The sequence below is a fragment of the Streptomyces sp. NPDC020801 genome (genome assembly GCF_044334385.1).
GTDB lineage: Bacteria > Actinomycetota > Actinomycetes > Streptomycetales > Streptomycetaceae > Streptomyces.
In genome coordinates, this window is record NZ_JBIRST010000004.1 from 1 (window position 1) to 21,206 (window position 21,206).

At 71.4% G+C, this 21,206-nt stretch carries 15 protein-coding genes and 1 rRNA gene; 8 read left to right on the top strand and 8 right to left on the bottom strand.

The window, feature by feature from the left end:
• Positions 1–271, bottom strand: a 16S ribosomal RNA gene (locus tag ACH4UM_RS09790); the annotation flags it as partial.
• A 561-nt stretch (positions 272–832) separates the two neighbouring features.
• On the opposite strand from ACH4UM_RS09790, the gene ACH4UM_RS09795 reads away from it, so the two are divergent.
• A complete protein-coding gene (locus tag ACH4UM_RS09795) occupies positions 833–1,282 on the top strand; it encodes a PTS glucose transporter subunit IIA (protein WP_398175950.1) in 450 nt (149 codons plus the stop codon).
• An 80-nt stretch (positions 1,283–1,362) separates the two neighbouring features.
• The gene (gene ptsP / locus ACH4UM_RS09800) at positions 1,363–3,033 is read left to right on the top strand and encodes a phosphoenolpyruvate--protein phosphotransferase (protein ID WP_398175952.1); all 1,671 of its coding nucleotides are present in this window, start codon (positions 1,363–1,365) and stop codon (positions 3,031–3,033) included.
• Between the two features lie 73 nt (positions 3,034–3,106).
• Here ptsP and ACH4UM_RS09805 read toward each other — a convergent pair whose 3' ends face one another.
• Entirely contained in the window at positions 3,107–4,000 is an 894-nt protein-coding gene (locus tag ACH4UM_RS09805; RefSeq protein WP_398175954.1) for a hypothetical protein, read from the bottom strand.
• Positions 4,001–4,687: 687 nt separating this feature from the next.
• Positions 4,688–6,655: an acetoacetate--CoA ligase gene (locus ACH4UM_RS09810; protein ID WP_398175956.1), complete on the bottom strand. Its 1,968-nt coding sequence runs from the start codon at positions 6,653–6,655 to the stop codon at positions 4,688–4,690.
• 213 nt (positions 6,656–6,868) lie between these two features.
• Between ACH4UM_RS09810 and ACH4UM_RS09815 the strand changes: the two genes are divergently transcribed.
• A complete protein-coding gene (locus ACH4UM_RS09815) occupies positions 6,869–9,238 on the top strand; it encodes a TIM-barrel domain-containing protein (RefSeq protein WP_398175958.1) in 2,370 nt (789 codons plus the stop codon).
• Position 9,239: 1 nt separating this feature from the next.
• Here the strand turns inward: ACH4UM_RS09815 and ACH4UM_RS09820 are convergent, their stop codons facing one another.
• Both ACH4UM_RS09820 and ACH4UM_RS09825 read right to left on the bottom strand, forming a co-directional pair.
• Positions 9,240–9,776, bottom strand: a complete 537-nt coding sequence (locus ACH4UM_RS09820; RefSeq protein ID WP_398175960.1) for an NUDIX domain-containing protein — start codon at positions 9,774–9,776, stop codon at positions 9,240–9,242.
• Positions 9,777–9,823: 47 nt separating this feature from the next.
• The gene (locus ACH4UM_RS09825; protein WP_398175962.1) at positions 9,824–10,633 is read right to left on the bottom strand and encodes a M15 family metallopeptidase; all 810 of its coding nucleotides are present in this window, start codon (positions 10,631–10,633) and stop codon (positions 9,824–9,826) included.
• Between the two features lie 155 nt (positions 10,634–10,788).
• Here ACH4UM_RS09825 and ACH4UM_RS09830 point away from each other — a divergent pair, with 155 nt between their 5' ends.
• From ACH4UM_RS09830 to glpK, 5 genes are all read left to right on the top strand, one after another.
• Positions 10,789–11,217, top strand: coding sequence for a Zn-ribbon domain-containing OB-fold protein (locus ACH4UM_RS09830; RefSeq protein ID WP_398176704.1), 429 nt, complete (start codon positions 10,789–10,791; stop codon positions 11,215–11,217).
• A complete protein-coding gene (locus ACH4UM_RS09835; RefSeq protein ID WP_398175964.1) occupies positions 11,214–12,404 on the top strand; it encodes a lipid-transfer protein in 1,191 nt (396 codons plus the stop codon). The genes ACH4UM_RS09830 and ACH4UM_RS09835 overlap by 4 nt, the downstream gene beginning before the upstream one ends.
• Before the next feature lie 165 nt (positions 12,405–12,569).
• Complete coding sequence (locus ACH4UM_RS09840) at positions 12,570–14,195, top strand: EAL domain-containing protein (RefSeq protein WP_398175966.1); 1,626 nt, start codon at positions 12,570–12,572, stop codon at positions 14,193–14,195.
• Between the two features lie 372 nt (positions 14,196–14,567).
• Positions 14,568–14,858, top strand: coding sequence for a hypothetical protein (locus tag ACH4UM_RS09845; protein ID WP_398175968.1), 291 nt, complete (start codon positions 14,568–14,570; stop codon positions 14,856–14,858).
• A 22-nt stretch (positions 14,859–14,880) separates the two neighbouring features.
• Positions 14,881–16,401 carry a glycerol kinase GlpK gene (gene glpK / locus ACH4UM_RS09850; RefSeq protein WP_398175970.1) on the top strand — a complete coding sequence of 507 codons (1,521 nt, stop codon included), beginning with the start codon at positions 14,881–14,883 and terminating at the stop codon, positions 16,399–16,401.
• A 159-nt stretch (positions 16,402–16,560) separates the two neighbouring features.
• Here glpK and ACH4UM_RS09855 read toward each other — a convergent pair whose 3' ends face one another.
• The 3 genes from ACH4UM_RS09855 to ACH4UM_RS09865 are packed head-to-tail and all read right to left on the bottom strand — an operon-like array spanning position 16,561 to position 21,205.
• Positions 16,561–17,166, bottom strand: coding sequence for a GTP-binding protein (locus ACH4UM_RS09855; RefSeq protein WP_398175972.1), 606 nt, complete (start codon positions 17,164–17,166; stop codon positions 16,561–16,563).
• On the bottom strand, positions 17,147–20,785 hold the full coding sequence (locus ACH4UM_RS09860; protein WP_398175974.1) for a hydantoinase B/oxoprolinase family protein: 3,639 nt from the start codon (positions 20,783–20,785) through the stop codon (positions 17,147–17,149). The genes ACH4UM_RS09855 and ACH4UM_RS09860 overlap by 20 nt, the downstream gene beginning before the upstream one ends.
• A gap of 24 nt (positions 20,786–20,809) precedes the next feature.
• On the bottom strand, positions 20,810–21,205 hold the full coding sequence (locus ACH4UM_RS09865) for a DUF742 domain-containing protein (RefSeq protein ID WP_398175976.1): 396 nt from the start codon (positions 21,203–21,205) through the stop codon (positions 20,810–20,812).
• Between the last annotated feature and the right edge of the window lies 1 nt (position 21,206).

A 21,206-nucleotide genomic window follows, 5' to 3' on the forward strand; every position in this document is an offset into this window, starting at 1 on the left:
CGCCTTGGTGAGCCGTTACCTCACCAACAAGCTGATAGGCCGCGGGCTCATCCTGCACCGCCGGAGCTTTCCACCACCCGACCATGCGGTCAGTGGTTGTATCCGGTATTAGACCCCGTTTCCAGGGCTTGTCCCAGAGTGCAGGGCAGATTGCCCACGTGTTACTCACCCGTTCGCCACTAATCCCCACCGAAGTGGTTCATCGTTCGACTTGCATGTGTTAAGCACGCCGCCAGCGTTCGTCCTGAGCCAGGATCAAACTCTCCGTGAATGTTTTCCCGTAATCGGGATGAACACCACGAGAGCGGTGCGAGAGGAGGAATAGTCCCCTCGCACACAGCGTCCTCGCTGTGTTGTTTCAAAGGAACCTCGACCATCGGAATGAACCGACGGACGGGGTATCAACATATCTGGCGTTGACTTTTGGCACGCTGTTGAGTTCTCAAGGAACGGACGCTTCCTTCGTACTCACCCTCTCGGGCTTTCCTCCGGGCGCTTCCCTTCGGTGATCCAAACTCTATCAGGCTTTTCCGGTCTCTCTGACCACCGTCCCGCAGGCATGCGGAAGGCGATCCCGAGATAGGATCTGACAAGTTGGGTGCTGCTCGGCAAGGACGCCTGGTGCGTCGCTCATCCCCGGGCAGGGGTACGACTGTACACGGGGCCGCAGAGCGGGTGCAAATTGATTGGTTTGGTGGTCTAGACCACCAACGCGGAGCTGTCGTAAGCTCTCGTCCGGTACCGGTACTTACCGTGACATCCTGCTGCTCAGTGTGCCGTCCAGCACAGACAGTGACGGCCCATATGAATCTCCACCCCTGGGAGGCTTCCCATGACCACCGTGACGTCCCCGCTCGCCGGACGCGCCATCGGACTGTCGGCCGTGCCGGATCCGGTCTTCTCGGGCGCGATGGTCGGCCCGGGCACGGCGATCGACCCCGTGCGTGAGCCCTCCGAGGCCGTCGCCCCCGTGGACGGCGTCATCATCTCGCTGCATCCGCACGCCTTCGTCGTCGTCGACGAGCAGGGCCACGGTGTGCTCACGCACCTCGGCATCGACACCGTGCAACTCAACGGCGAGGGCTTCGAGCTGCTCGTGAACAAGGGCGACACGGTGACGCGTGGCCAGGCCGTGGTGCGCTGGAACCCCGCCGCCGTCGAAACGGCCGGCAAGTCTCCCGTGTGCCCGGTCGTGGCCTTGGAGGCCACCGCCGAATCCCTCTCCGATCTTCGCGACGACGGCGATGTGAAGGCCGGCGACAGTCTCTTCGCCTGGAAGTGACACCACCGCCGTCCTCCGGGACGGCGCACAGAACAACCATCGCGGCGGCGGAACCCGCCGCACTATCGGAGACGGGTCAGATGGAGACAACGCTGCGAGGCGTCGGTGTGAGCCACGGGGTGGCGATCGGCGAGGTTCGGCACATGGGCACGGCGGTGCTGGAACCGCCTGCCAAGCAGATCCCGGCGGAAGAGGCGGGGCGCGAACAGGGGCGCGCCCGTCAGGCTGTGGAGGCTGTGGCGGCCGACCTGATGGCGCGCGGCAATCTGGCGGGGGGCGAGGCCCAGGCAGTGCTCGAGGCGCAGGCCATGATGGCCCAGGACCCGGAGCTGATCGCGGATGTCGAGCGGCGTATCGCCGTCGGCAGCACCGCCGAGCGTGCCGTGTACGACGCGTTCGCCGCCTACCGGGATCTGCTGGCCGGTGCCGGTGAGTACCTCGCGGGTCGGGTCGCCGACCTCGACGATGTGCGGAACCGTATCGTCGCACGCCTGCTCGGTGTGCCCATGCCGGGTGTGCCGGACAGCGACGAGCCCTATGTCCTGGTCGCCCGGGACCTGGCGCCGGCGGACACGGCGCTGCTTGATCCGACCCTGGTCCTGGGCTTCGTCACCGAGGAGGGCGGCCCGACCAGCCACAGCGCGATTCTCGCGCGGGCGCTCGGTGTACCGGCCGTCGTGGCGCTGCCCGGCGCCGGTGAGCTGGCCGAGGGCACGGTGATCGCTGTGGACGGCAGCACCGGGGAGATCTTCGTGAACCCCAGTGCCGAGAAGAAGGCCCAGTTGGAGGCCGCGGCTGCCGAGCGCAGGGCCGCGCTGGCCGCCTCGACCGGTCCGGGTGCCACCTCCGACGGTCACAAGGTGCCGCTGCTGGCCAACATCGGCGGTCCCGCGGACGTCGCGGCGGCGGTCGAGGCCGGGGCCGAAGGGGTCGGTCTGTTCCGGACCGAGTTCCTCTTCCTGGACGACAACAAGAACGCGCCGGCGGAGGAAAAGCAGGTCGAGGCCTATCGGCAGGTCCTGGAGGCCTTCCCCGAGGGCCGTGTCGTGGTACGCGTGCTGGACGCGGGTGCGGACAAGCCGCTGGACTTCCTGACGCCGGCCGACGAGCCGAACCCCGCCCTCGGCGTGCGCGGTCTGCGGACGCTGCTCGACCATCCCGAGGTGCTGCGCACCCAGCTGGCGGCGCTGGCCAAGGCGGCCGAGGGGCTCCCGGTCTACCTCGAGGTCATGGCCCCGATGGTGGCCGACCGGGCGGACGCCAGGGCGTTCGCGGACGCCTGCCGTGCGGCGGGGCTGCGGGCGAAGTTCGGTGCGATGGTCGAGATTCCTTCGGCCGCGCTGCGCGCGCGCTCGGTGCTGCAGGAGGTCGAGTTCCTGTCGCTGGGGACCAACGACCTCGCGCAGTACACCTTCGCCGCCGACCGTCAGGTGGGCGCGGTGTCCCACCTGCAGGACCCGTGGCAGCCCGCGCTGCTCGACCTGGTCGCGATGGCCGCGGAGGCGGCGAAGGCCGAGGGCAAGAGCTGCGGTGTCTGCGGTGAGGCCGCGTCCGACCCGCTGCTCGCGTGTGTGCTGACCGGTCTGGGTGTCACCTCCCTGTCCATGGGTGCGGCGTCGATTCCCTATGTCCGGGCGACGCTGGCCAAGCACACGCTGGCGCAGTGCGAGCGTGCGGCCTCGGCGGCGCGTGCCGCGGACAGCGCTGACGAGGCGCGCGCCGCGGCTCAGGCGGTGCTGTCCGGCGAGTGACCTCGCCACGCCGATCGCCGGCCGCGGCTCCGTGAGGGGCGCTCCACCCGTGGGTGGGGCGCCCCTGGTGCGTTCAGTGCCGGTGCCGCGGCTGCGGTCCCTCCTCTCCCAGGTCGGGCGGGGTGCCGTAGTCGACGCCCGATTCCGGAGAGATCAGGTCACCGGACTCGACATCGGTGCAGTAGGCGTCGAAGACCTCGCCGGCGGTGAGGGGTTCGAGGCCGTCGTCGCGAAGGCGCCAGCCGTAGATGCGGTCGGGGGTGTCGTCGGCGGTGGTGCGCATGACGAGTCCACCGGGGCTGCGGGTGGCGATGCCGAGGGCGAGGACGGTGGTGAATTCCAGGGCCTCGGCCTCGTCCAGCCGGGTGCTGCCGCTGTCCTCGTCGTCCACGTGGAGGACGGCGACGAGGGCTTCCGGTGTGGTCGAGACGCTGCACACCAGGTGCCGGTTGCCCGGTGGGGCCGTATCGAGGATGCGGACGAGGAGGTCCGCGGCCCGGGTGAAGGCGGCTCGGCCGATGTCCTCGCCGCAGGAGGCGCAGGGGCCGAGCCGGGCCAGGAGAGTGGAGGCGTACTCCCAGGTGGCCTGGCGCACCGCCTCGTCGACGAGGTCGGGGACGAGCTCGTCGAGGGGCCGGCCGTCGTAGGGAAGGCTGGGGCCGTTGGTCGCGATCTCGGCGGTGAAGCGGGCCCGGCTGGTGGGGGTGTCGGGCTCGAGGCCGGTGTCCGCGCAGAACGCGGCGTAGTCCTCGGGGTCGAACAGCGCCACTGCCGTGTGATTGCCCTGGGCGGCCCGGGACCTGAGGAGGGCCTCGACCTGTGCGAGGTAGGTGGTGTGGTCGGCGAAGGCGAAACTGCGGTAGCGCCGCATGGCCCGGAAGTCGTGCTCGTCGGTGAGCAGGCCGATGGTTCCGGCGATCTCCCGGTGCAGTACGCGTCGCATGGTCCTGTGGTCGGTGTGCGCCATGTCTTCCCCCTGTGAGCGCAGTCGATCAATGCTCACTCACAGTAACCGGCGCCACTGACAACGGGGCCTTCGTGAGCCGGTCGCGGGCGGTTCGGTGCTGGATCAGGCAGGTCACGGCGATGCCGGTGCCGAAGACCGTCCGGCCGGCCGGGCCGGTGGCGATGGCCCAGGTCCGCGGGCGGTCCGGTGCGCTGGGTGCATGTGCGCACGGTGATCAAGTTCCTGGGAGCGGATCTGCGGTGGGCCGCGGCCGCCTGCGACGCCACCACCTGCCCTGGCACGACGGGCGGTTGCTGCTGACGTCCGGCCGGGCCAGCCGTCTCCTCCAGGGGACGGTCCACGGGCTGATGACGGACGAGGGCACTCGCGCGTTGGTGTCCCGCGCGCGGGAGACGTACACGCGACGCCGTGGCGCCCTCCTGGGGGAGCTGCGGGCGTGGCGCTTCGCGGCGCACGGGGCGAGCGGGATGAATGTGTGGGTGCCGGTGGCGGACGAGTCGGCCGTGGTGACGGACTGCGGTCCTACGGCTGGTGCTCGCCGCGGGTTCCAGGTTCCGGCTGTCGTCCGAGCCCGGGTGCGGATCTCCGTCGCCGGGCTGGAGCCGGCCGGCGCGGCGCAGCTGGCCTCGGACTTCGCCGCCGTGCTGGGCGAGTCCGAGGCCGCCTGTGGGGGGATGACCGCAGCCGTCAGGCGCGCTTGCGGGCCAGGTCCTCGTAGAAGCGCAGGAGGTCGAGGTCGTCGATGGAGCCTGGGTTGACCGCCTTCTCCAGCGGGGTGCCCTGGAGGAGGCGCTTGACCGGGACCTCGATGCGCTTGCCCGTGAGGGTGTGCGGGATGCCCGGCACCTCGATGACCTCGTCCGGGATGTGGCGCGGGGAGAGCTGTTCGCGGATGGTCTGCTTGATGCGGTCCAGGAGCGCGTCGTCGAGGACGGCTCCGGGGATCAGGTGGACGAAGAGGGGCATCCAGTAGCCGCCGTCCGGCTGCTCGATGCCGATGACGAGGCATTCCTTGATCTCGGGGAGGCGTTCGACGGCTTCGTAGATGTCGGCGGACCCCATCCGCACGCCCTGGCGGTTGAGCGTGGAGTCGGAGCGACCGTGGATGATCACGGAGCCGCGGGAGGTGAGGGTGATCCAGTCGCCGTGGCGCCACACGCCGGGATACATGGCGAAGTAGCTGTCGTGGTAGCGGCTGCCGTCCGGGTCGTTCCAGAAGTGGATCGGCATCGACGGCATGGGGTTGGTGACCACCAGCTCGCCGACCTCGTCGACCAGGGGGGCACCGCTGGGGTCCCAGGACTGCAGATCGGTACCCAGGCAGGGCGCCTGGAGTTCGCCGATGTGGACCGGGAGGGTCGGTACGGCACCCGCGAAGCAGGAGCACACGTCCGTGCCGCCGCTGACGGAGGCGATCCACAGGTCCTCGCGGACCTCGTCGTGCAGCCAGCGGAATCCGTCGGGCGGCAGCGGGGAGCCCGTGGTGGCCACGCACTGGACCCTGGACAGGTCGAAGTCGCTGGACGGGTGCACCTGTGCCTTGCGGCAGGCCATCACATACGCGGCGGAGGTGCCGAAGAGGGTGGCTCCGGTGCGCTCGGCGACCCGCCACTGGGCTCCGGTGTCGGGATATCCCGGACTGCCGTCGTACAGGATGATCGTCGTACCGGTCAGCAGGCCGGAGACGAGGAAGTTCCACATCATCCAGCCGGTCGACGTGTACCAGAAGAAACGGTCCTCGGGGCCGAGGTCGCAGTGCAGGCCGAGCTGCTTGAGGTGTTCCACCAGGATGCCGCCCTGGGACTGCACGATGGCCTTGGGCAGGCCGGTGGTACCGGAGGAGTACAGCACCCACAGCGGATGGCCGAAGGGCACCTGCTCGAAGTCCGGCTCGACGTCGGCGGAGGTCAGGGCCGACCAATCCAGGGCGCCTTCGGGGGCGGCGGTGCCCAGGAGGGGGATGTGGACGACGGCGCGCAGGGTGGGCAGTTCGCCGCGCAGCTCGGCGACGGTGTCCCGGCGGTCGTGCTCCTTGCCCCCGTAGCGGTAGCCGTCCACGGTGAACAGCACGACCGGTTCCACCTGCTGGAAGCGGTCGAGGACGCTGCGGGCGCCGAAGTCGGGGGCGCAGGACGTCCAGACGGCCCCGACGGCGGCCGTGGCCAGGAGGGCGACGACGGCCTGGGGGATGTTCGGCAGGTAGCCGCTGACCCGGTCGCCCGGGCGTACGCCGAGGAGGCGCAGCTCGGCGGCCAGGGAGCCCACCTGGCGGCGCAGCTCGGACCAGGTCACGGGGCGTGGCTCGTGGGTCTCGTCGACATGGAGGAGGGCGGGTTCGTCCGGGCGGGTGGCGGCCGCGCGCAGGGCGTGTTCGGCGTAGTTCAGCCTCGCCCCGGGGAACCACTGCGCACCCGGCATCGAGCGGTCGCCCAGCACCCGCGCGTAGGGGGTCGAGAACCGTACGTCGAACCACTCCGTCACGGCTTTCCAGAAGGTGTCCAGCTCGTCGACGGACCAGCGGTGCAGGGCCGCGTAGCCGCCCTCGGCCGGGGCTCCGTGGTGCTCGGCCGCCCATGCCTGGAACTTCGTGATCTGTGCCTGGGCGATCCGCTGCGGATCGGGCTGCCAGAGCGGCAGGGGATTCACGGTCGACATGGGCGGCTCCCGGACTGTGCGCGTCGTGTGCGTCGGTCCGCGCACGTGCTGGGGTGTGCGCGTGACACGGCTGACACGGACGATGCCATGTGATCGACTTCCGCACCAGGGTGCGCCCCACATAGTCGCTGTCGTGAAGGTGTGGTCCGGGCACGGGTGAACGGAAGTTGAACGACACGCGCGCGGAGCGCCGTCAATGGCAGGGTGAGCAGCATGGACGGTCGTGACCTGGTGCGTTCGGTGAAGGCGGTCGGTTCGGCGAGGGCGGCCCAGGGGGTGCGCACCGTGCGGGCCGCTTGGCGCAGGCGGCGTGCCGACGCCAAGGGACTGCCGCCGCGCGGCGCCGAACGCGCGCGGGTGCCCGGTGAGGTGCGGGACGCGGAGCCGGGACCCGGAGGCGGGGTCGTGCGCTTCGCCCGCTCTGAGCTGCGCATCGTCGTCGCGGTGAACGGGGCCGTGTTCTGGGGCTGGGACGGGGCCGGGCCCGAGCCGTCCTACGCGCTGGCCGGCCGCTGTCCGGAGCCGGATCCGCGTGCGGTGCTGGAGCCGGACAAGGACGGCGGCTGGCGGGTCGTGGCCGAGCGGGCCACTGTCGCCGTCTCGCGGCACGGCGCGGTCGAGGTCCGCACGCCCGGGGGCGTGTCACTGCGCCGCGATCTGCCGCCCCGGTGGTGGGAGCCGGTTGGTGGGGGCGCGGCGCGCTGGACGCAGCGCTCTGAGGTGCCGGCCGACGCCCGGTTCTTCGGTCTGGGCGGACGGCCGTCGGGCCCCCGGCTGCGGAACGGCAGCTACCGCCTGTGGAACACCGATCCCGGTCATGCGTTCGGCCGCGACGACGACCCGCTGTACATCACCATGCCGGTCCAGCTGGTGGTGGCCGACGCGGGCACGCACCTGGTGTTCCACGACAACTCCTGGGACGGCTCGGTCACCGTGCGGGAGGGTGGGGAGGGCGCCGGCTCGGGCCACGACCGGGCCGGGGCGAGCGAGTTGAGGATGGACGGCGGTCCGCTGCGGTGCTGGGTGGCCGTCGGCACCCCCGCGCGCGTCGCACACACCTGGGCCTCTCTCACCGGGGCGGCCGCGCTGCCGCCCGCCTGGGCCCTGGGCCACCACCACGCGCGGTGGGGGTTCGGCACCGAGCAGGAGGTGCGGCGGATCGTCGCGGGCTATCACGAGCACGGTCTGCCCCTGGACGCCGTGCACCTCGACATCGACCACTACGACGACCACCAGGTGTTCACCGTCGACCAGGACCGCTTTCCCAAGCTGCCGGTGCTCGCCGAGGAACTGCGGCGGGACGGCATCCGGCTGGTGTCGATCGTCGACCCGGCGGTGAAGGCCGAACGGGGAAATGCCGTGTACGACGCCGGAACGGCAGCGGACGCCTTCGTGCGGGACGCCGCGGGGAAGGTCGTACGGGGCGTCGTGTGGCCCGGGGAAGCCGTCTTCCCGGACTTCACGCACGCGCGCGTGCGGCAGTGGTGGGGCGGCCTGTACGAGGAGCGGCTGGCCCAGGGGTTCTCCGGCTTCTGGCATGACATGAACGAGCCGACCTCGTTCGCCGCCTTCGGCGAGACGACGCTGCCCCGGTCGTCCCGCCACGCGCTGGAGGGCCGGGGAGGCGACCATCGCGAGGCACACAACGTGTACGCGCTGTGCATGGCCAGGGCCGGGTACGAGGGGCTGCGCGACCTGGTGCCCGAGGAACGCCCTTTCGTCTTCTCCCGCGCCGGGTGGGCCGGTATGCAGCGCTACGGCGGGACCTGGTCGGGGGACGTGGCCACCGGCTGGCCCGGCCTGCGGGCGTCGCTGTCCCTGGTGCTGGGGCTGGGCCTGTGCGGCGTGCCGTACTCGGGACCGGACGTCGGCGGGTTCGACGGCAGCCCCTCGGCGGAGCTGTATCTGCGCTGGTTCCAGCTGGCGTCGTATCTGCCGCTGTTCCGGACGCACGCGAGTCTGCGGGCGGGACGCCGGGAGCCGTGGGAGTTCGGGCCGGAGGTGCTCGGGCACGCGCGCGTGGCGCTCGTCGAGCGGCGGCGTCTGCTGCCGTACTTCGTGACCCTGGCCCATCTCGCGCGGCGCACCGGGGCGCCCTATGTGCGGCCGCTTTGGTGGAGCACGCCGGAGGACCGCGCCCTGCGGGACCGTGACGACGCCTTCCTGCTCGGCGACTGCCTTCTGGTGGCGCCCGTGCTGGGGCCGGGCACGGACCGGCGGGCCGTGCGGTTGCCGCGGGGCCGCTGGTACGACACGGCGACGGGACGGGCGTACGAGGGGCCGGGGCAGGTGCTGGTCGAGGCCCCCTTGGCGCGGATCCCGGTGCTCGCGCGCGCGGGTGCCGTGATCCCCGTGCGGGGTGCGGACGGCGGACTGGAGCTGGAGGTGTGGGCGCCCGCCCGTGGACGGACCGGAGGCGGGCTGGTGGTGCCGGACGCGGGTGACGGCTGGGAGGAGCCGGAGATCGAGCGGTATGCCTGCCGCTGGAAGGGCCGGCAGGTGGTCGTCGAGCGCGAGCGGGAGGACGGTGTGAGCGCACCGTCCCACCCGGTGCGCATACGCGGGCTGGACGAGCACTACTAGTTCAGACGTAGCGGCCCTCGAACCAGGCGCGGACGGCCAGCGTGTGCAGCGGGAAGGCGAGTTCCTGCGGCCTGCGCAGCAGGTGCCAGCCCTCCGTCTCGTCCGTGGCCGTGGACCGCGGCAGGCCCTCGGCCGGGCGTTCCGGGAGCAGCCCGAAGAGCAGCAGATGGCCGTCGGGCGAGCTCATGGCGTCGGCGAGCCGCACGTCCCGGGCGGCCGCGTCGATGCCCGTCTCCTCCCTGAGTTCACGGACGATGGCCTGCCGCCAGTCCTCGCGGTCGTCGACGTAGCCGCCCGGCAGCGCCGTGCCCCCGCGCGCGGGGGCCACGGTGCGGGTGATGACGACCAGGGCGGCGCCCTTGGTGTCGTACACGGGCTGGAGGGCCACCGCGACCGGCAGCGGATTGCGGTAGGCCACGGACCCGCACACCGGGCAGGTTCGGGGCCAGCCGCCGATGCCCTCTCCATAGGGCGCTCCGCAGCTCGAACAATGGGAGCCCGGTACGGAGTTGGCATTCGAGTGCTGAATTTCGGACACGCGCGGACTGTATCCGATCAGAGAAAGGTGGTCTTCCGTCAGGAGGCTCAGCGTCTCGCCGTGAGCGACTTGCAGGAGACGGGAAAGTCGAAGTAGGTGTCCGGGTGGGGCTCCGGCTTGAAGGTGTAGTGCCACCATTCCTCGGCGAGGTTCACGAACCCGAGGTGCTCCAGGGTGTTCTTCAGCAGCAGCCGGCTGGCGCGCTGTCGTCCATGGATACGCGGGTCGAGCGTGTGCGCGAGGGTGTCGAAGCAGTCGAAGCCGGTGCCCATGTCCACGGAGTTGTCCGGAAAGCGTTCGCCCTCGGGCGCGTAGCAGGGCACCGGGGGCTGTCCTGGGACGTAGGGGTGGGTCGGCCTGGCCGGCAGCCTGACGATCGTGAGGTCCGTCGTGGAGCCGCGGCTGTGGCCGGATTTCGCCGCGATGTAGCCGTCGTCGAACAGCCGGGTCTTGTCGACGTGCGGGTAGAACTCGCCCTTCATGGACTGGTCGTCCAGGTCCCGGGCCCAGCGGACGAAGTGGTCGACGGCGCGCTGGGGGCGGTAGCAGTCGTACACCTTGAGGGAGTAGCCCCTGGCCAGCAGCTCCTTCTGGGCCCGGTGGAGGGCCTGGGCGGCGGGGCGGGTGAGGATGCAGATCGGCTGCTGATAGCCGTCGATGCGCTCGCCGACGAAGTTGTGGGGGGTGAAGTAGCGGATCTCCTGGATGATCGTCGGATCCACGGAGCTCAGGGCCACGAAGTCCTCCGGCGCCTTTGGGGCGGGGGTCGCCCGGGCGGTGGCGGAGGCGGTGGTCACGGTCAGCAGGGCGGCGACGGCGGTGACGACACCGCGTACGGCACGGGACAGACGTGTCATGCCTCTTACATCTATCGGGGCTCCGTCCCGTTCGGGAAGCGGTCGCACGTGCGGTCCCCCCGGATGCCTGCCGCATTCCCCCGGGCCGTGGCACACTTCTGACGCATCGTCAGGTCTGGCTGCGGGGAGGGCCCATGTCGCGTGCACGCACTCCTGTGGTCGCCGGGTGGTTCACCGGCGAGGCAGAGAGCTTCCGGCTGCTCGGCACGCGGTGCTCCGCGTGCGCCTCGGTCTTCTTCCCCCGGGAGGACGCCCACTGCCGGAACCCGGGGTGCCCCGGCGGGGAACTCGTGGAGCATCCCCTGTCCCGGCACGGACGGATCTGGTCGTACACGGACACCCGGTACCGCCCTCCGTCACCCTATGTGAGCAACCCGGAACTCCCCTGGGTGCCGTACGCGTTGATCGCTGTGGAGCTGGAACCGGAGCGGCTCGTGGTGCTCGGGCAGGCGGCCGACGGGATCACGGCCGCCGATCTGGCCGTGGGGATGGCGGTGCAGGCCGTCCCCGGCGTGCTGTACGAGGACGCGGAGACGACCTGGACGACATGGAAGTGGCGGCCGACGGGGGTGGTGAGGGCGTGACGGAGGACATCGCGGTGCTGGGTGCGGGCATGCACCCCTGGGGGAAGTGGGGGCGGGGCTTCGTCGAGTACGGCACGGCGGCGGCCCGCGCGGCGCTCGCCGAGGCCGGACTGGACTGGCGGGACGTCGGCTCGGTCGTCGGCGCCGACACCGTGCGGGGCGGCTACCCCGGGTATGTGGCAGGGGCGACCTTCGCGAAGGCGCTCGGCTGGCAGGGCGCCCGGGTCGCCAGCGTGTACGCGGCGTGCGCGTCGGGAGCGCAGGCCGTGGCCACCGCGCGGGCGCAGATCCTCGCCGGGCTCGCGGAGACGGTGCTCGTCGTGGGCGCGGACGCGGCACCCAAGGGGTTCTTCCGCCCGGCGGGCGGGGACCGCCCCGATGATCCGGACTGGCTGCGGTTCCGCGTTCTGGGGGCCACCAACCCTGCCTACTTCGGGCTCTACGCACGGCGGCGGATGGCGGTCCACGGCGACACCCTGGACGACTTCGCGCAGGTCAAGGTGAAGAACGCCGCCATGGGAGCGCTGAACCCGAACGCGCGCTACCGCAACCGGGTCACCGCCGAGGAGGTGGCCGCCTCCGCCGTGGTCGCCGATCCGCTGCGGCTGCTCGACATCTGCGCGACCTCGGACGGCGGGGCCGCACTGGTGCTGTCCAGCATGGAGTTCGCCCGCCGGCAGGGCGCGGCACGGCCCGTACGCGTACGGGCGGTGTCCACGGTGACGCCGCGTTTTCCCAGCACCGTCCTGGACCTGCCGGACATCGCGACGGACTCCGCGGCCGCGGTGGAGCCCTCCGCCGAGACCTTCCGGGCATCGATCGCGCGGGCGGCCTACGAGGAGGCAGGTCTGGGCCCCGAGGATCTGTCGCTGGCCGAGGTCTACGACCTGTCCACCGCCCTGGAACTGCAGTGGTACGAGGATCTGGGCCTGTGCCGCGCGGGCGAGGGTGCGAAGCTGCTGCGGGAGGGTGCGACGGCCCTCGGCGGCCGCATACCGGTGAACGCAAGCGGCGGGCTGGCCTCCTTCGGGGAGGCGGTACCGGCCCAGGCGATCGCCCAGATCTGCGAGCTGACCTGGCAGTTGCGGAGCGTCGCGGGTGACCGGCAGGTCACGGGCGCGCGCGTTGGTATCACGGCGAACCAGGGGTTGTTCGGGCACGGTTCGGCGGTGGTCGCGGTGCGGTGAGCGAAGGCCCTCGGGGGGCTGGCCGGCTACGGGGCGGGGACCGGCCACGTGGGTCGCCGGGCCGCCGAAAGGCCTTTCCCATACGCACTGTGATCACCCGGGAATGCTGTGTGAACGTCTCATGAACTGGGCCTGGGCCGGATGGGACGGCGCCATCATGCTCCCGTGCACCCCTGGACGGATACTCTCCGCTTCGCCTTCCAGCCGGTGGTCAACCTGGCCTCCGGCGGGGCCGCCGCACTGGAGGTCCTGGCCCGCCCGGAGACCGGAGACGTGCTGGCCGAGGCCCGCCGCGACCCCGGGCTCGACGGCCGGCTGGCGGTGTCGGCGCTCCGCGCGGCCACCCGCAAGGAGACGCTGCTGCCGCTCCACCTCAACGTGTTCGCCGGCACTCTCGCCGATCTCGGGGGCCTGGGCCCCCTGCATGACGCCGTGCGTGAGGCGGGGCGGATGCCGTGGGAGGTCACGATCGACATCGTCCCGCCGTACGCACACGTACCTCAGCAGGCCCTGCTGGACGCCGTCACCGCACTGCGCGGCCAGGGCTTCAGGATCAGCGCGGACGGGGTCGGCGACGGCGACGTGCCCCTGCGGCTGCTCGCCGACCTCGCCCCCGACCTGGTGAAGCTCGACGCCTCACTGCTGGAACGACCGGCTGTGGTGCGGGCGATGCGGACACTGTGCGAGCAGGTGGGGGCGCTGCTCGCCGTGGAGGGGGTGGAGACCGAGCGGCAGTGTGCGATCGCGTTGTCGGCCGGGGCGCAGCTGGCGCAGGGGCAGCTGTTCGCCCCGCCCGCGCGGCTGCCGGCCGCGGACGTATACGTTCCGCCGCCCTCCCCCGAGGTCGTGCCGGCACCGCGATCCGGGCCGTCGGTGCGCGAGTTCCTGCGGCCCGCCGCGCTGCTGCCCGCCGGTGCCTCGGCAGGCCAGGTGCGGGCACTGCTGACCGGGACGCCCGAGGTGTCGGGGGTGCTGCTCGTGGACCAGTACGGGGTGCCGGTCCGGTCCGTGCACCGGTCCCGCTTTCTGCTGACCATGTCCGGACGCTACGGCCATGCCCTGTACGCCGATCGCCCGGCCGCCAAGCTGGGCGATCCGCCACGCACGGTCGGCATCGACGCAACGGCCTGGGAGGTGCTGGACGTCGTCGCGGTCGGCGGCCGGGACCGCACCTCGGACGACGTGGCGGTCGTCGACCGGCGCGGGCGGTGTGTGGGCGTCGTACGGCTCGCGGACCTCGTACGGGCGCTGGCCGAGTCGCGGGTCGAGGAAGCGGCAGGGCTCAATCCGCTGACGCGGCTGCCCGGCTCGGACGCGATCACCGGCGAGGTGGACCGGCGGATCTCGGGCGGGCGGGCGTTCGCGCTGAGCTGGCTGGACATCGACCACTTCAAGCAGATCAACGACGGCGCCGGCTTCGCGGCGGGCGACGAGCTGATCCGGTCGGTGGGCAGGGCCCTGCAGCGCGCGGCGACCGGGACGACCAGGGTGGGGCACATCGGCGGTGACGACTTCCTGGTGCTGGCGGATCCGGACGAGCTTGATCCGCTGGCCGCCTCCGTGCTGGACGCCCCCTGGTCGGCGGGCGGCCTTCCGGTGACGTTGTCCCTGGCCACGGTCGTCTGCGCGGCGGGCAGCGTGACCAACCACCGGCAGGCGGCCGCCTGCCTGGCCCCGCTGAAGAAGGCGGCGAAGGCGCTTCACGGGGCCAGCTGGGTCCTCGGCCGGGCCGGCCGGCCCGGCCACGAGGTCCGCCGCGGCCCGGCGGCCACCGCCGCCCAGGCGGGCTGAGGGCACGGGAACGGCGCCGGACCGGAACCGGAGCACACGCGAGTCGTTCCGGGGCCCCGCGTCCTCGGGGGCGGCTCACGCATCGGCTGTCACCGTTGCCGTCGGCGACCTTGACGCTCCCTGTGCACAGGTGAACACTTCCCGTGTCAGCCGACATCGCCGTACATTCTCGGCGCATCCAGGCACGGCGTCGGGCGGGCCCCGCACGCGCCCCGGCCCCTCCCCCACGGGCGATCCGGCTGCGACGGCACGCTCGTCACGGACGCCGGGCGGGGCGCGGGATCTCCCTGCCTTCGGCTGAGGACGCCAGCAGCAGCGCACCCCGCAGGGACAACCGGGGCCGATGTTCCCGGGCCGGGCCTAGGAGCCGCCATGAGCAACGCGGACGCGGACGCGAACGTGGTCGTCGGCGAGAGCACCGGCTCCGCCCTCCCGTCCCGCTTCGCCGCGGACGCGTCCGTCGTCCATCTCGCGCAGTATCAGCCCAGTGTGGGCCAAACTGTTACGAGTAAGGACGCAAACAGCCAAAACCGTCGCAGCCCTCGGGCCCTTCTCACCTCCCGGAGATCCGGCTACGCGATCCATCACGCGACCTGGACCCGCGCATCGTCCCAGCTGATCGAAGGGACGCACGCGGGCGTCGACCACAACGCAGCCTTCTGACCCTCGCCACCAAGGGGTAGCCATGACGGACAACGCCGAGAAGTACGTGGCCGCTATCGACCAGGGCACCACCTCGAGCCGCTGCATCGTCTTCAACCACAGCGGCGCCATTGTCGCCGTCGACCAGCGCGAACACCGGCAGATCTTCCCCAAGCCGGGCTGGGTGGAGCACGACGCCACCGAGATCTGGTCGAAGGTGCAGGCAGTGGTCGCGGGCGCGATCGCCAAGGCCGGGCTGCGCGCCGACCAGCTCAGCGCGCTCGGCATCACCAACCAGCGCGAGACGACGGTGCTGTGGGACCGCGCCACCGGCAAGCCGGTGCACAACGCGATCGTCTGGCAGGACACGCGCACCTCGGCGCTCTGCAACGAGCTGGGCGGCTCCGACGGGCAGGACCGTTTCCGTGAACAGACCGGCCTGCCGCTGGCCAGCTACTTCTCCGGCCCGAAGGCGGCCTGGCTGCTGGACAACGTGCCCGGTCTGCGTGACCGGGCGGAGCGCGGCGAGATCGCCTTCGGCACGATCGACTCCTGGCTGATCTGGAACCTCACCGGCGGTACCGACGGCGGACATCACGTCACCGACGTCACCAACGCCGGCCGCACGATGCTGATGAACCTGGAGACCCTCCAGTGGGAGCCGTCCATCCTGTCCGCCATGAACGTCCCCGAGGCGATCCTGCCCGAGATCAAGTCCTCCTCGGAGGTGTACGGGACCGCCGTCGGCCAGCTCGCCGGCGTACCGGTGGCATCGGCCCTGGGCGACCAGCAGGCGGCCGTGTTCGGGCAGGCCTGCTATGACGTGGGCGACGCCAAGAACACGTACGGCACCGGCAGCTTCCTGCTGCTGAACACCGGCAGCCGGCCGGTGCCCTCGAAGAGCGGTCTGCTCACCACCATGGGCTACAAGATCGGCGGCGAGCCGCCGGTCTACTGCCTGGAGGGGGCCATCGCCATCACGGGCGCGCTGGTGCAGTGGTTCCGCGACCAGCTCGGCATCATCCGCACCGCGGACGAGATCGAGCCGCTGGCGGCGAGCGTCGAGGACAACGGCGGCGCGTACATCGTGCCCGCGTTCTCCGGCCTGTTCGCACCGTACTGGCGTTCGGACGCACGGGGCGTGATCACCGGTCTCACCCGGTACGTCACGAAGGGGCACCTGGCACGGGCCGTGCTCGAGGCCACGAGCTGGCAGACCCGTGAGGTCGTGGACGCCATGTACCAGGACTCCGGGGTGCACCTGAAGACGCTGAAGGTCGACGGCGGCATGACGAAGAACAACCTGCTCATGCAGCATCAGGCGGATGTGCTCGGCGTGCCGGTGATCCGCCCCAAGGTCTCGGAGACCACCTGCCTGGGCGCCGCCTACGCGGCCGGGCTCGCCACCGGTGTGTGGAACGACCTCGACGAGCTCAAGTCGCACTGGCAGAAGGACGCCGAGTGGACCCCGTCCATGGAGGACTCGGTCCGGGACCGCGAGTACCACAACTGGAAGAAGGCCGTCGAGAAGAGCTTCGGCTGGCTGGAGGACGGCGAGGGCTAGCCGCGGGCGCGTGTGGGCCCATCGCGCGGCACGCACGCGTGCACGCCGTCCGCGCGCCACGCGCGCGTGCCATGGAACGCGGCCCGTACCCCGGTCGGCGGGGGTACGGGCCGTGCACGTGAGCCGGCCGGCGGCGGCTTCCCGGCGGCGGTGGACGCCTCAGGTGGTGACGGTCTGCCGGTGCTCCGCAGCGTGCGCCATGGCGTGCTGGACGACGCCGATGAGGATCTCCTTGACCGACTCGCGGTCGCGGGCGTCGCACAGCAGCAGCGGCACGCCGTTGTCGAGGTCGAGGGCCTGACGGACGTCCTGCACCGGGTAGCGGGCGGCACCCTCGAAGCAGTTGACGCCGACCACGAAGGGGATGGAGCGCCGCTCGAAGTAGTCCACGGCGGCGAAGCAGTCCTCAAGGCGGCGGGTGTCGGCCAGGACGACCGCGCCCAGCGCGCCCTCGGACAGTTCGTCCCACATGAACCAGAACCGCTCCTGCCCGGGCGTCCCGAAGAGGTACAGCACCAGGTCCTCGCGCAGGGTGATGCGGCCGAAGTCCATGGCGACGGTCGTGGTGTGCTTGCCCTCCACACCGCTGATGTCGTCGACCGGGCGCCCGGCCTCGGTCAGCAGTTCCTCGGTGCGCAGCGGCCTGATCTCGCTGACCGCGCCGACGAGGGTCGTCTTGCCCACGCCGAAGCCGCCGGCCACCAGGATCTTCAGCGTGACGGGCTCGACCGGGGGCTTGCCACGCTCAGAACGCCCGAAGATCATCGATCTCTTCTCCTGCTTGATGGTGGTCGGACGACGGTGGGCCGTAGCCTCCGCCGCCGGGGGTTTCGATGACGAGTACGTCGCCGGGGGCGACGTCCGCGGAGTCACTTCCGCCGAGTTCGACGACGGTGCCGTCCGCGCGCTCCACCCGGTTGGCGCCTACCGCGCCGGGCTCGCCGCCCGCCATGCCGTAGGGCGGGACCCGGCGGTGCTGGGACAGCGTCGAGACGGTCATGGGCTGGAGGAAACGAATGCGGCGCACCGCGCCGTCGCCGCCGCGCCACCGTCCACAGCCGCCGCTGCCGCGCCTGACCGCGAACTCCTCCAGCCGCACGGGCAGCCGCCATTCGAGGACTTCGGGATCGGTGAGCCGCGAGTTGGTCATGTGGGTCTGGACGACGCTGGCGCCGGGGAAGCCGTCGCCCGCGCCGGAGCCGGAGGCGACGGTCTCGTAGTACTGGTGGCGGTCATTGCCGAAGGTGACGTTGTTCATCGTCCCGGACCCCTCGGCCTGGACGCCGAGCGCCGCGTACAGGGCACCGGTGATGGCCTGCGAGGTCTCCACGTTCCCTGCGACGACGGCGGCCGGCGGCTCGGGACTGAGCATCGAGCCGGGCGGCACGATGATCTTCAGGGGGCGCAGACAGCCGTCGTTGAGCGGGATGTCGTCGGCGACCAGGGTGCGGAAGACGTACAGGACGGCCGCGTTGACGACGGCGAACGGCGCGTTGAAGTTGGTCGCCAGTTGCGGGGAGGTGCCGGTGAAGTCGATCGTGGCCGACCGGTGCTCGCGGTCCACTCGGACGCGGACCCGGATGACGGCGCCGGAGTCGGTCTCGTAGGCGTACTCCCCGTCCTGCAGTGCGTCGATGACCCGGCGGACGGCCTCTTCGGCGTTGTCCTGGACGTGCCGCATGTAGGCCTGGACGACGTCGAGGCCGAAGTCCTCGATCATGCGGTTGACCTCGTCGACACCCTTCTGGTTGGCGGCGATCTGGGCGCGCAGGTCGGCGAGGTTGGTGCCGGGGTTGCGGGAGGGCCAGGGCGCCTCGGTCAGCAGGCGGTGGGTCTCCTCCTCGCGGAGGTGGCCGTTCTCGGCGAGCAGCCAGTTGTCGAAGAGGACGCCCTCCTCGTCGATGGTGCGGCTGTCGGCGGGCATGGAGCCGGGCGCGATACCGCCGATCTCGGCGTGGTGACCGCGGGAGGCGACAAAGAAGAGAATGCGTTCACCGCGTGTGTCCCCGCCGTCGAAGACCGGGGTGATGACGGTGACGTCCGGCAGATGGGTGCCGCCGTGGTACGGGTCGTTGACCGCGTAGGTGTCCCCCGGCCGCATCGCCGCGCCCCGGCGCCGGATGACCTCCTTGACGCTGGTGCCCATCGAGCCGAGGTGCACGGGAATGTGCGGGGCGTTGGCCACCAGGTTCCCGTCCGGGTCGAACAGGGCGCAGGAGAAGTCCAGGCGCTCCTTGATGTTGACCGACTGGGCCGTGGACTCCAGTCGGGCGCCCATCTGCTCGGCGATGGACATGAAGAGGTTGTTGAACACCTCCAGCAGAACCGGGTCGGCCACCGTAGCGAGATTGGAACTCTGCGTAACCGCCGCGCGTTCCAACACCAGATGCCCGCCGTCTCGTGCCGCGGCCCGCCAGCCGTCGTCGACGACGGTCGTCGCGCCGGCCTCGGTGATGATCGCGGGGCCGGTGACGGTGTCGCCGGGAGGCAGGTCCTCGCGGCGGTGGAGCGGGACGTCCTGCCAGGCGCCGCCGGTGTGGAGCCGGACGGTCTCCGGTGCGGTGGAGCGGCCCGCGCGGGCGGCCCCGTACGGGGCGAGGGCGGAGAGATCGGGGGGGTCGGTGATGCCGGTGGCTTCCACGGAGAGGGATTCGACGACGATCGGACGGTCGAGCGTGAAGGAGTACGTGGCGCGATGACGTGCTTCGAAAGCGTGGCTCATGCTGTCGGGCTCGGTCAGCTCGACGGTGAGGGTGGTGTCCGTGCCGTCGTAGCGGAGCTGGGCGCGCCGGGTGACGCGGATGTGTTCCTCGGGGACGTCCTCGGCGAGCAGTTCCGCGCGGGCCGCGGCCTCCAGGCCGTCGGCGGTCTTCGTGACGCCCGGCATGGCGGCGGGCTCCAGTGGTGCTTCGACGGACTGCTCACGCATGGCCGTGGTGTCGGCGAGGCCGATGCCGAGCGCGGACAGGACGCCCGCCATGGGCGGGACGAGGACGGTGCGGATGCCGAGGGAGTCGGCGACCATGCAGGCGTGCTGGCCGCCCGCGCCACCGAAGGTGGTGAGGGCGTAGCGGGTGACGTCGTGGCCCTTCTGCACGGAGATCCGTTTGACGGCGTTGGCGATGTTGGCGACTGCGACCTGCAGGTAGCCCTCGGCGACCTGCTCCGGGCTGCGGTCGTCGCCGGTCCTGCGGTGGATCTCCTGGGCGAGTGCGGTGAAGCGCTCATGGACGAGTTCGTCGTCGAGGGGCTCATCGCCGCCTGGGCCGAACACCTCCGGGAAGTGGGCGGGCTGGATGCGGCCGAGCATGACGTTGGCGTCCGTGACGGTGAGCGGGCCGCCGCCTCGGTAGCAGGCGGGTCCGGGGTCGGCGCCCGCCGAGTCGGGGCCCACCCGGTAGCGGGAGCCGTCGAAGTGCAGGACCGAGCCGCCACCGGCGGCCACGGTGTGGATGTCCAGCATGGGGGCCCGCAGCCGGACCCCGGCGATCTGCGTGGTGAAGACCCGTTCGTACGCGCCCGCGAAGTGGGAGACGTCGGTGGAGGTGCCGCCCATGTCGAAGCCGATGACCCGGTCGAAGCCGGCGAGCCTGGACATCCGGGCCATGCCGACGATGCCGCCCGCGGGCCCGGACAGAATGGCGTCCTTGCCGCGGAACTGCCGGGCCTCGGCGAGCCCGCCGTTGGACTGCATGAACATCAGCCGTACGCCTTGGAGTTCGTCGCCGACGTGCTGCACGTAACGGCGCAGTACGGGCGAGAGGTAGGCGTCGACGACGGCCGTGTCCCCGCGGGGGACGAGTTTCATCAGCGGGCTGACCTCGCTGGACAGCGAGATCTGCGGGAAGCCGATGCGGGCGGCCAGTTCACCGACGGCCCTCTCGTGCGCCGGGTGCAGATGGCTGTGCAGGCAGACCACGGCGAGGGCGCGGATCCCGGCGTCGTACGCCTCCTGCAGCGGGCCGGCGAGGACGTCCAGGTCGGGGGCGCGCAGCATGGTTCCGTCGGCGGCGATGCGCTCGTCGACCTCGATGACGCGTTCGTGGAGCAGCTCGGGCAGTTCGATGCGGCGGGCGAAGATGTGCGGGCGGTTCTGGTAGGCGATGCGCAGGGCGTCGCGGAAGCCGCGGGTGACGACGAGCAGGGTCCGCTCGCCCTTGCGTTCCAGCAGGGCGTTGGTGGCCACGGTGGTGCCCATGCGGACCGACTCGACGGGACCGGCGGAGCCGCCGAGGAGTTCACGGACGCCCGCGACGGCCGCGTCGGCGTACCGTGCGGGGTTGTCGGACAGCAGCTTGTGCGTGACCAGGCGGCCGTCCGGGCGCCGCGCGACGATGTCGGTGAACGTGCCGCCCCGGTCGACCCAGAACTGCCAGCCTGTCACGTCACCACCCCGCTTCCGCGCCGCTCACAGCGCCCGCAGGCCGTTGATCACGTCGCGCAGAATACTCTCGTCCGGCAGCTCGGCCGGGGGCACCGGACGGTTGACGTGGACGTACTCCTCGTCCACGAGGTCGCCGACGAGGACGCGCACCACGCCGACGGGGAGGTCGAGTTCCGCGGCGAGTTCGGCGACCGACTGCGGTGTGTCTCGGCACATCTCCACGATGTCCACGTGTTCCGGGGACAGCGCGTGGTCCGCCTCCGGGTCGTCCACATGGTGTTCCGCGACGACCACCGCGATCAGGTCGAGGCGGTGCTGGGCCGCATGGCTGGTGCGGCCCCGCGTCATGGCGTACGGACGGACCACCGGTCCGGCCTCGTCGTCGAACCAGTGGCTTCCTGCCTGACCGTCTCCGCTCATG

Excerpts from the sequence above, each read along its gene's own strand:
- ACH4UM_RS09795 (WP_398175950.1), top strand. The coding sequence starts at position 833 with ATGACCACCGTGACGTCCCCGCTCGCCGGACGCGCCATCGGACTGTCG.
- ptsP (WP_398175952.1), top strand. The coding sequence starts at position 1,363 with ATGGAGACAACGCTGCGAGGCGTCGGTGTGAGCCACGGGGTGGCGATC.
- ACH4UM_RS09805 (WP_398175954.1), bottom strand. The coding sequence starts at position 4,000 with ATGGCGCACACCGACCACAGGACCATGCGACGCGTACTGCACCGGGAG.
- ACH4UM_RS09810 (WP_398175956.1), bottom strand. The coding sequence starts at position 6,655 with ATGTCGACCGTGAATCCCCTGCCGCTCTGGCAGCCCGATCCGCAGCGG.
- ACH4UM_RS09815 (WP_398175958.1), top strand. The coding sequence starts at position 6,869 with ATGGACGGTCGTGACCTGGTGCGTTCGGTGAAGGCGGTCGGTTCGGCG.
- ACH4UM_RS09825 (WP_398175962.1), bottom strand. The coding sequence starts at position 10,633 with ATGACACGTCTGTCCCGTGCCGTACGCGGTGTCGTCACCGCCGTCGCC.
- ACH4UM_RS09845 (WP_398175968.1), top strand. The coding sequence starts at position 14,568 with ATGAGCAACGCGGACGCGGACGCGAACGTGGTCGTCGGCGAGAGCACC.
- glpK (WP_398175970.1), top strand. The coding sequence starts at position 14,881 with ATGACGGACAACGCCGAGAAGTACGTGGCCGCTATCGACCAGGGCACC.
- ACH4UM_RS09855 (WP_398175972.1), bottom strand. The coding sequence starts at position 17,166 with ATGATCTTCGGGCGTTCTGAGCGTGGCAAGCCCCCGGTCGAGCCCGTC.
- ACH4UM_RS09865 (WP_398175976.1), bottom strand. The coding sequence starts at position 21,205 with ATGAGCGGAGACGGTCAGGCAGGAAGCCACTGGTTCGACGACGAGGCC.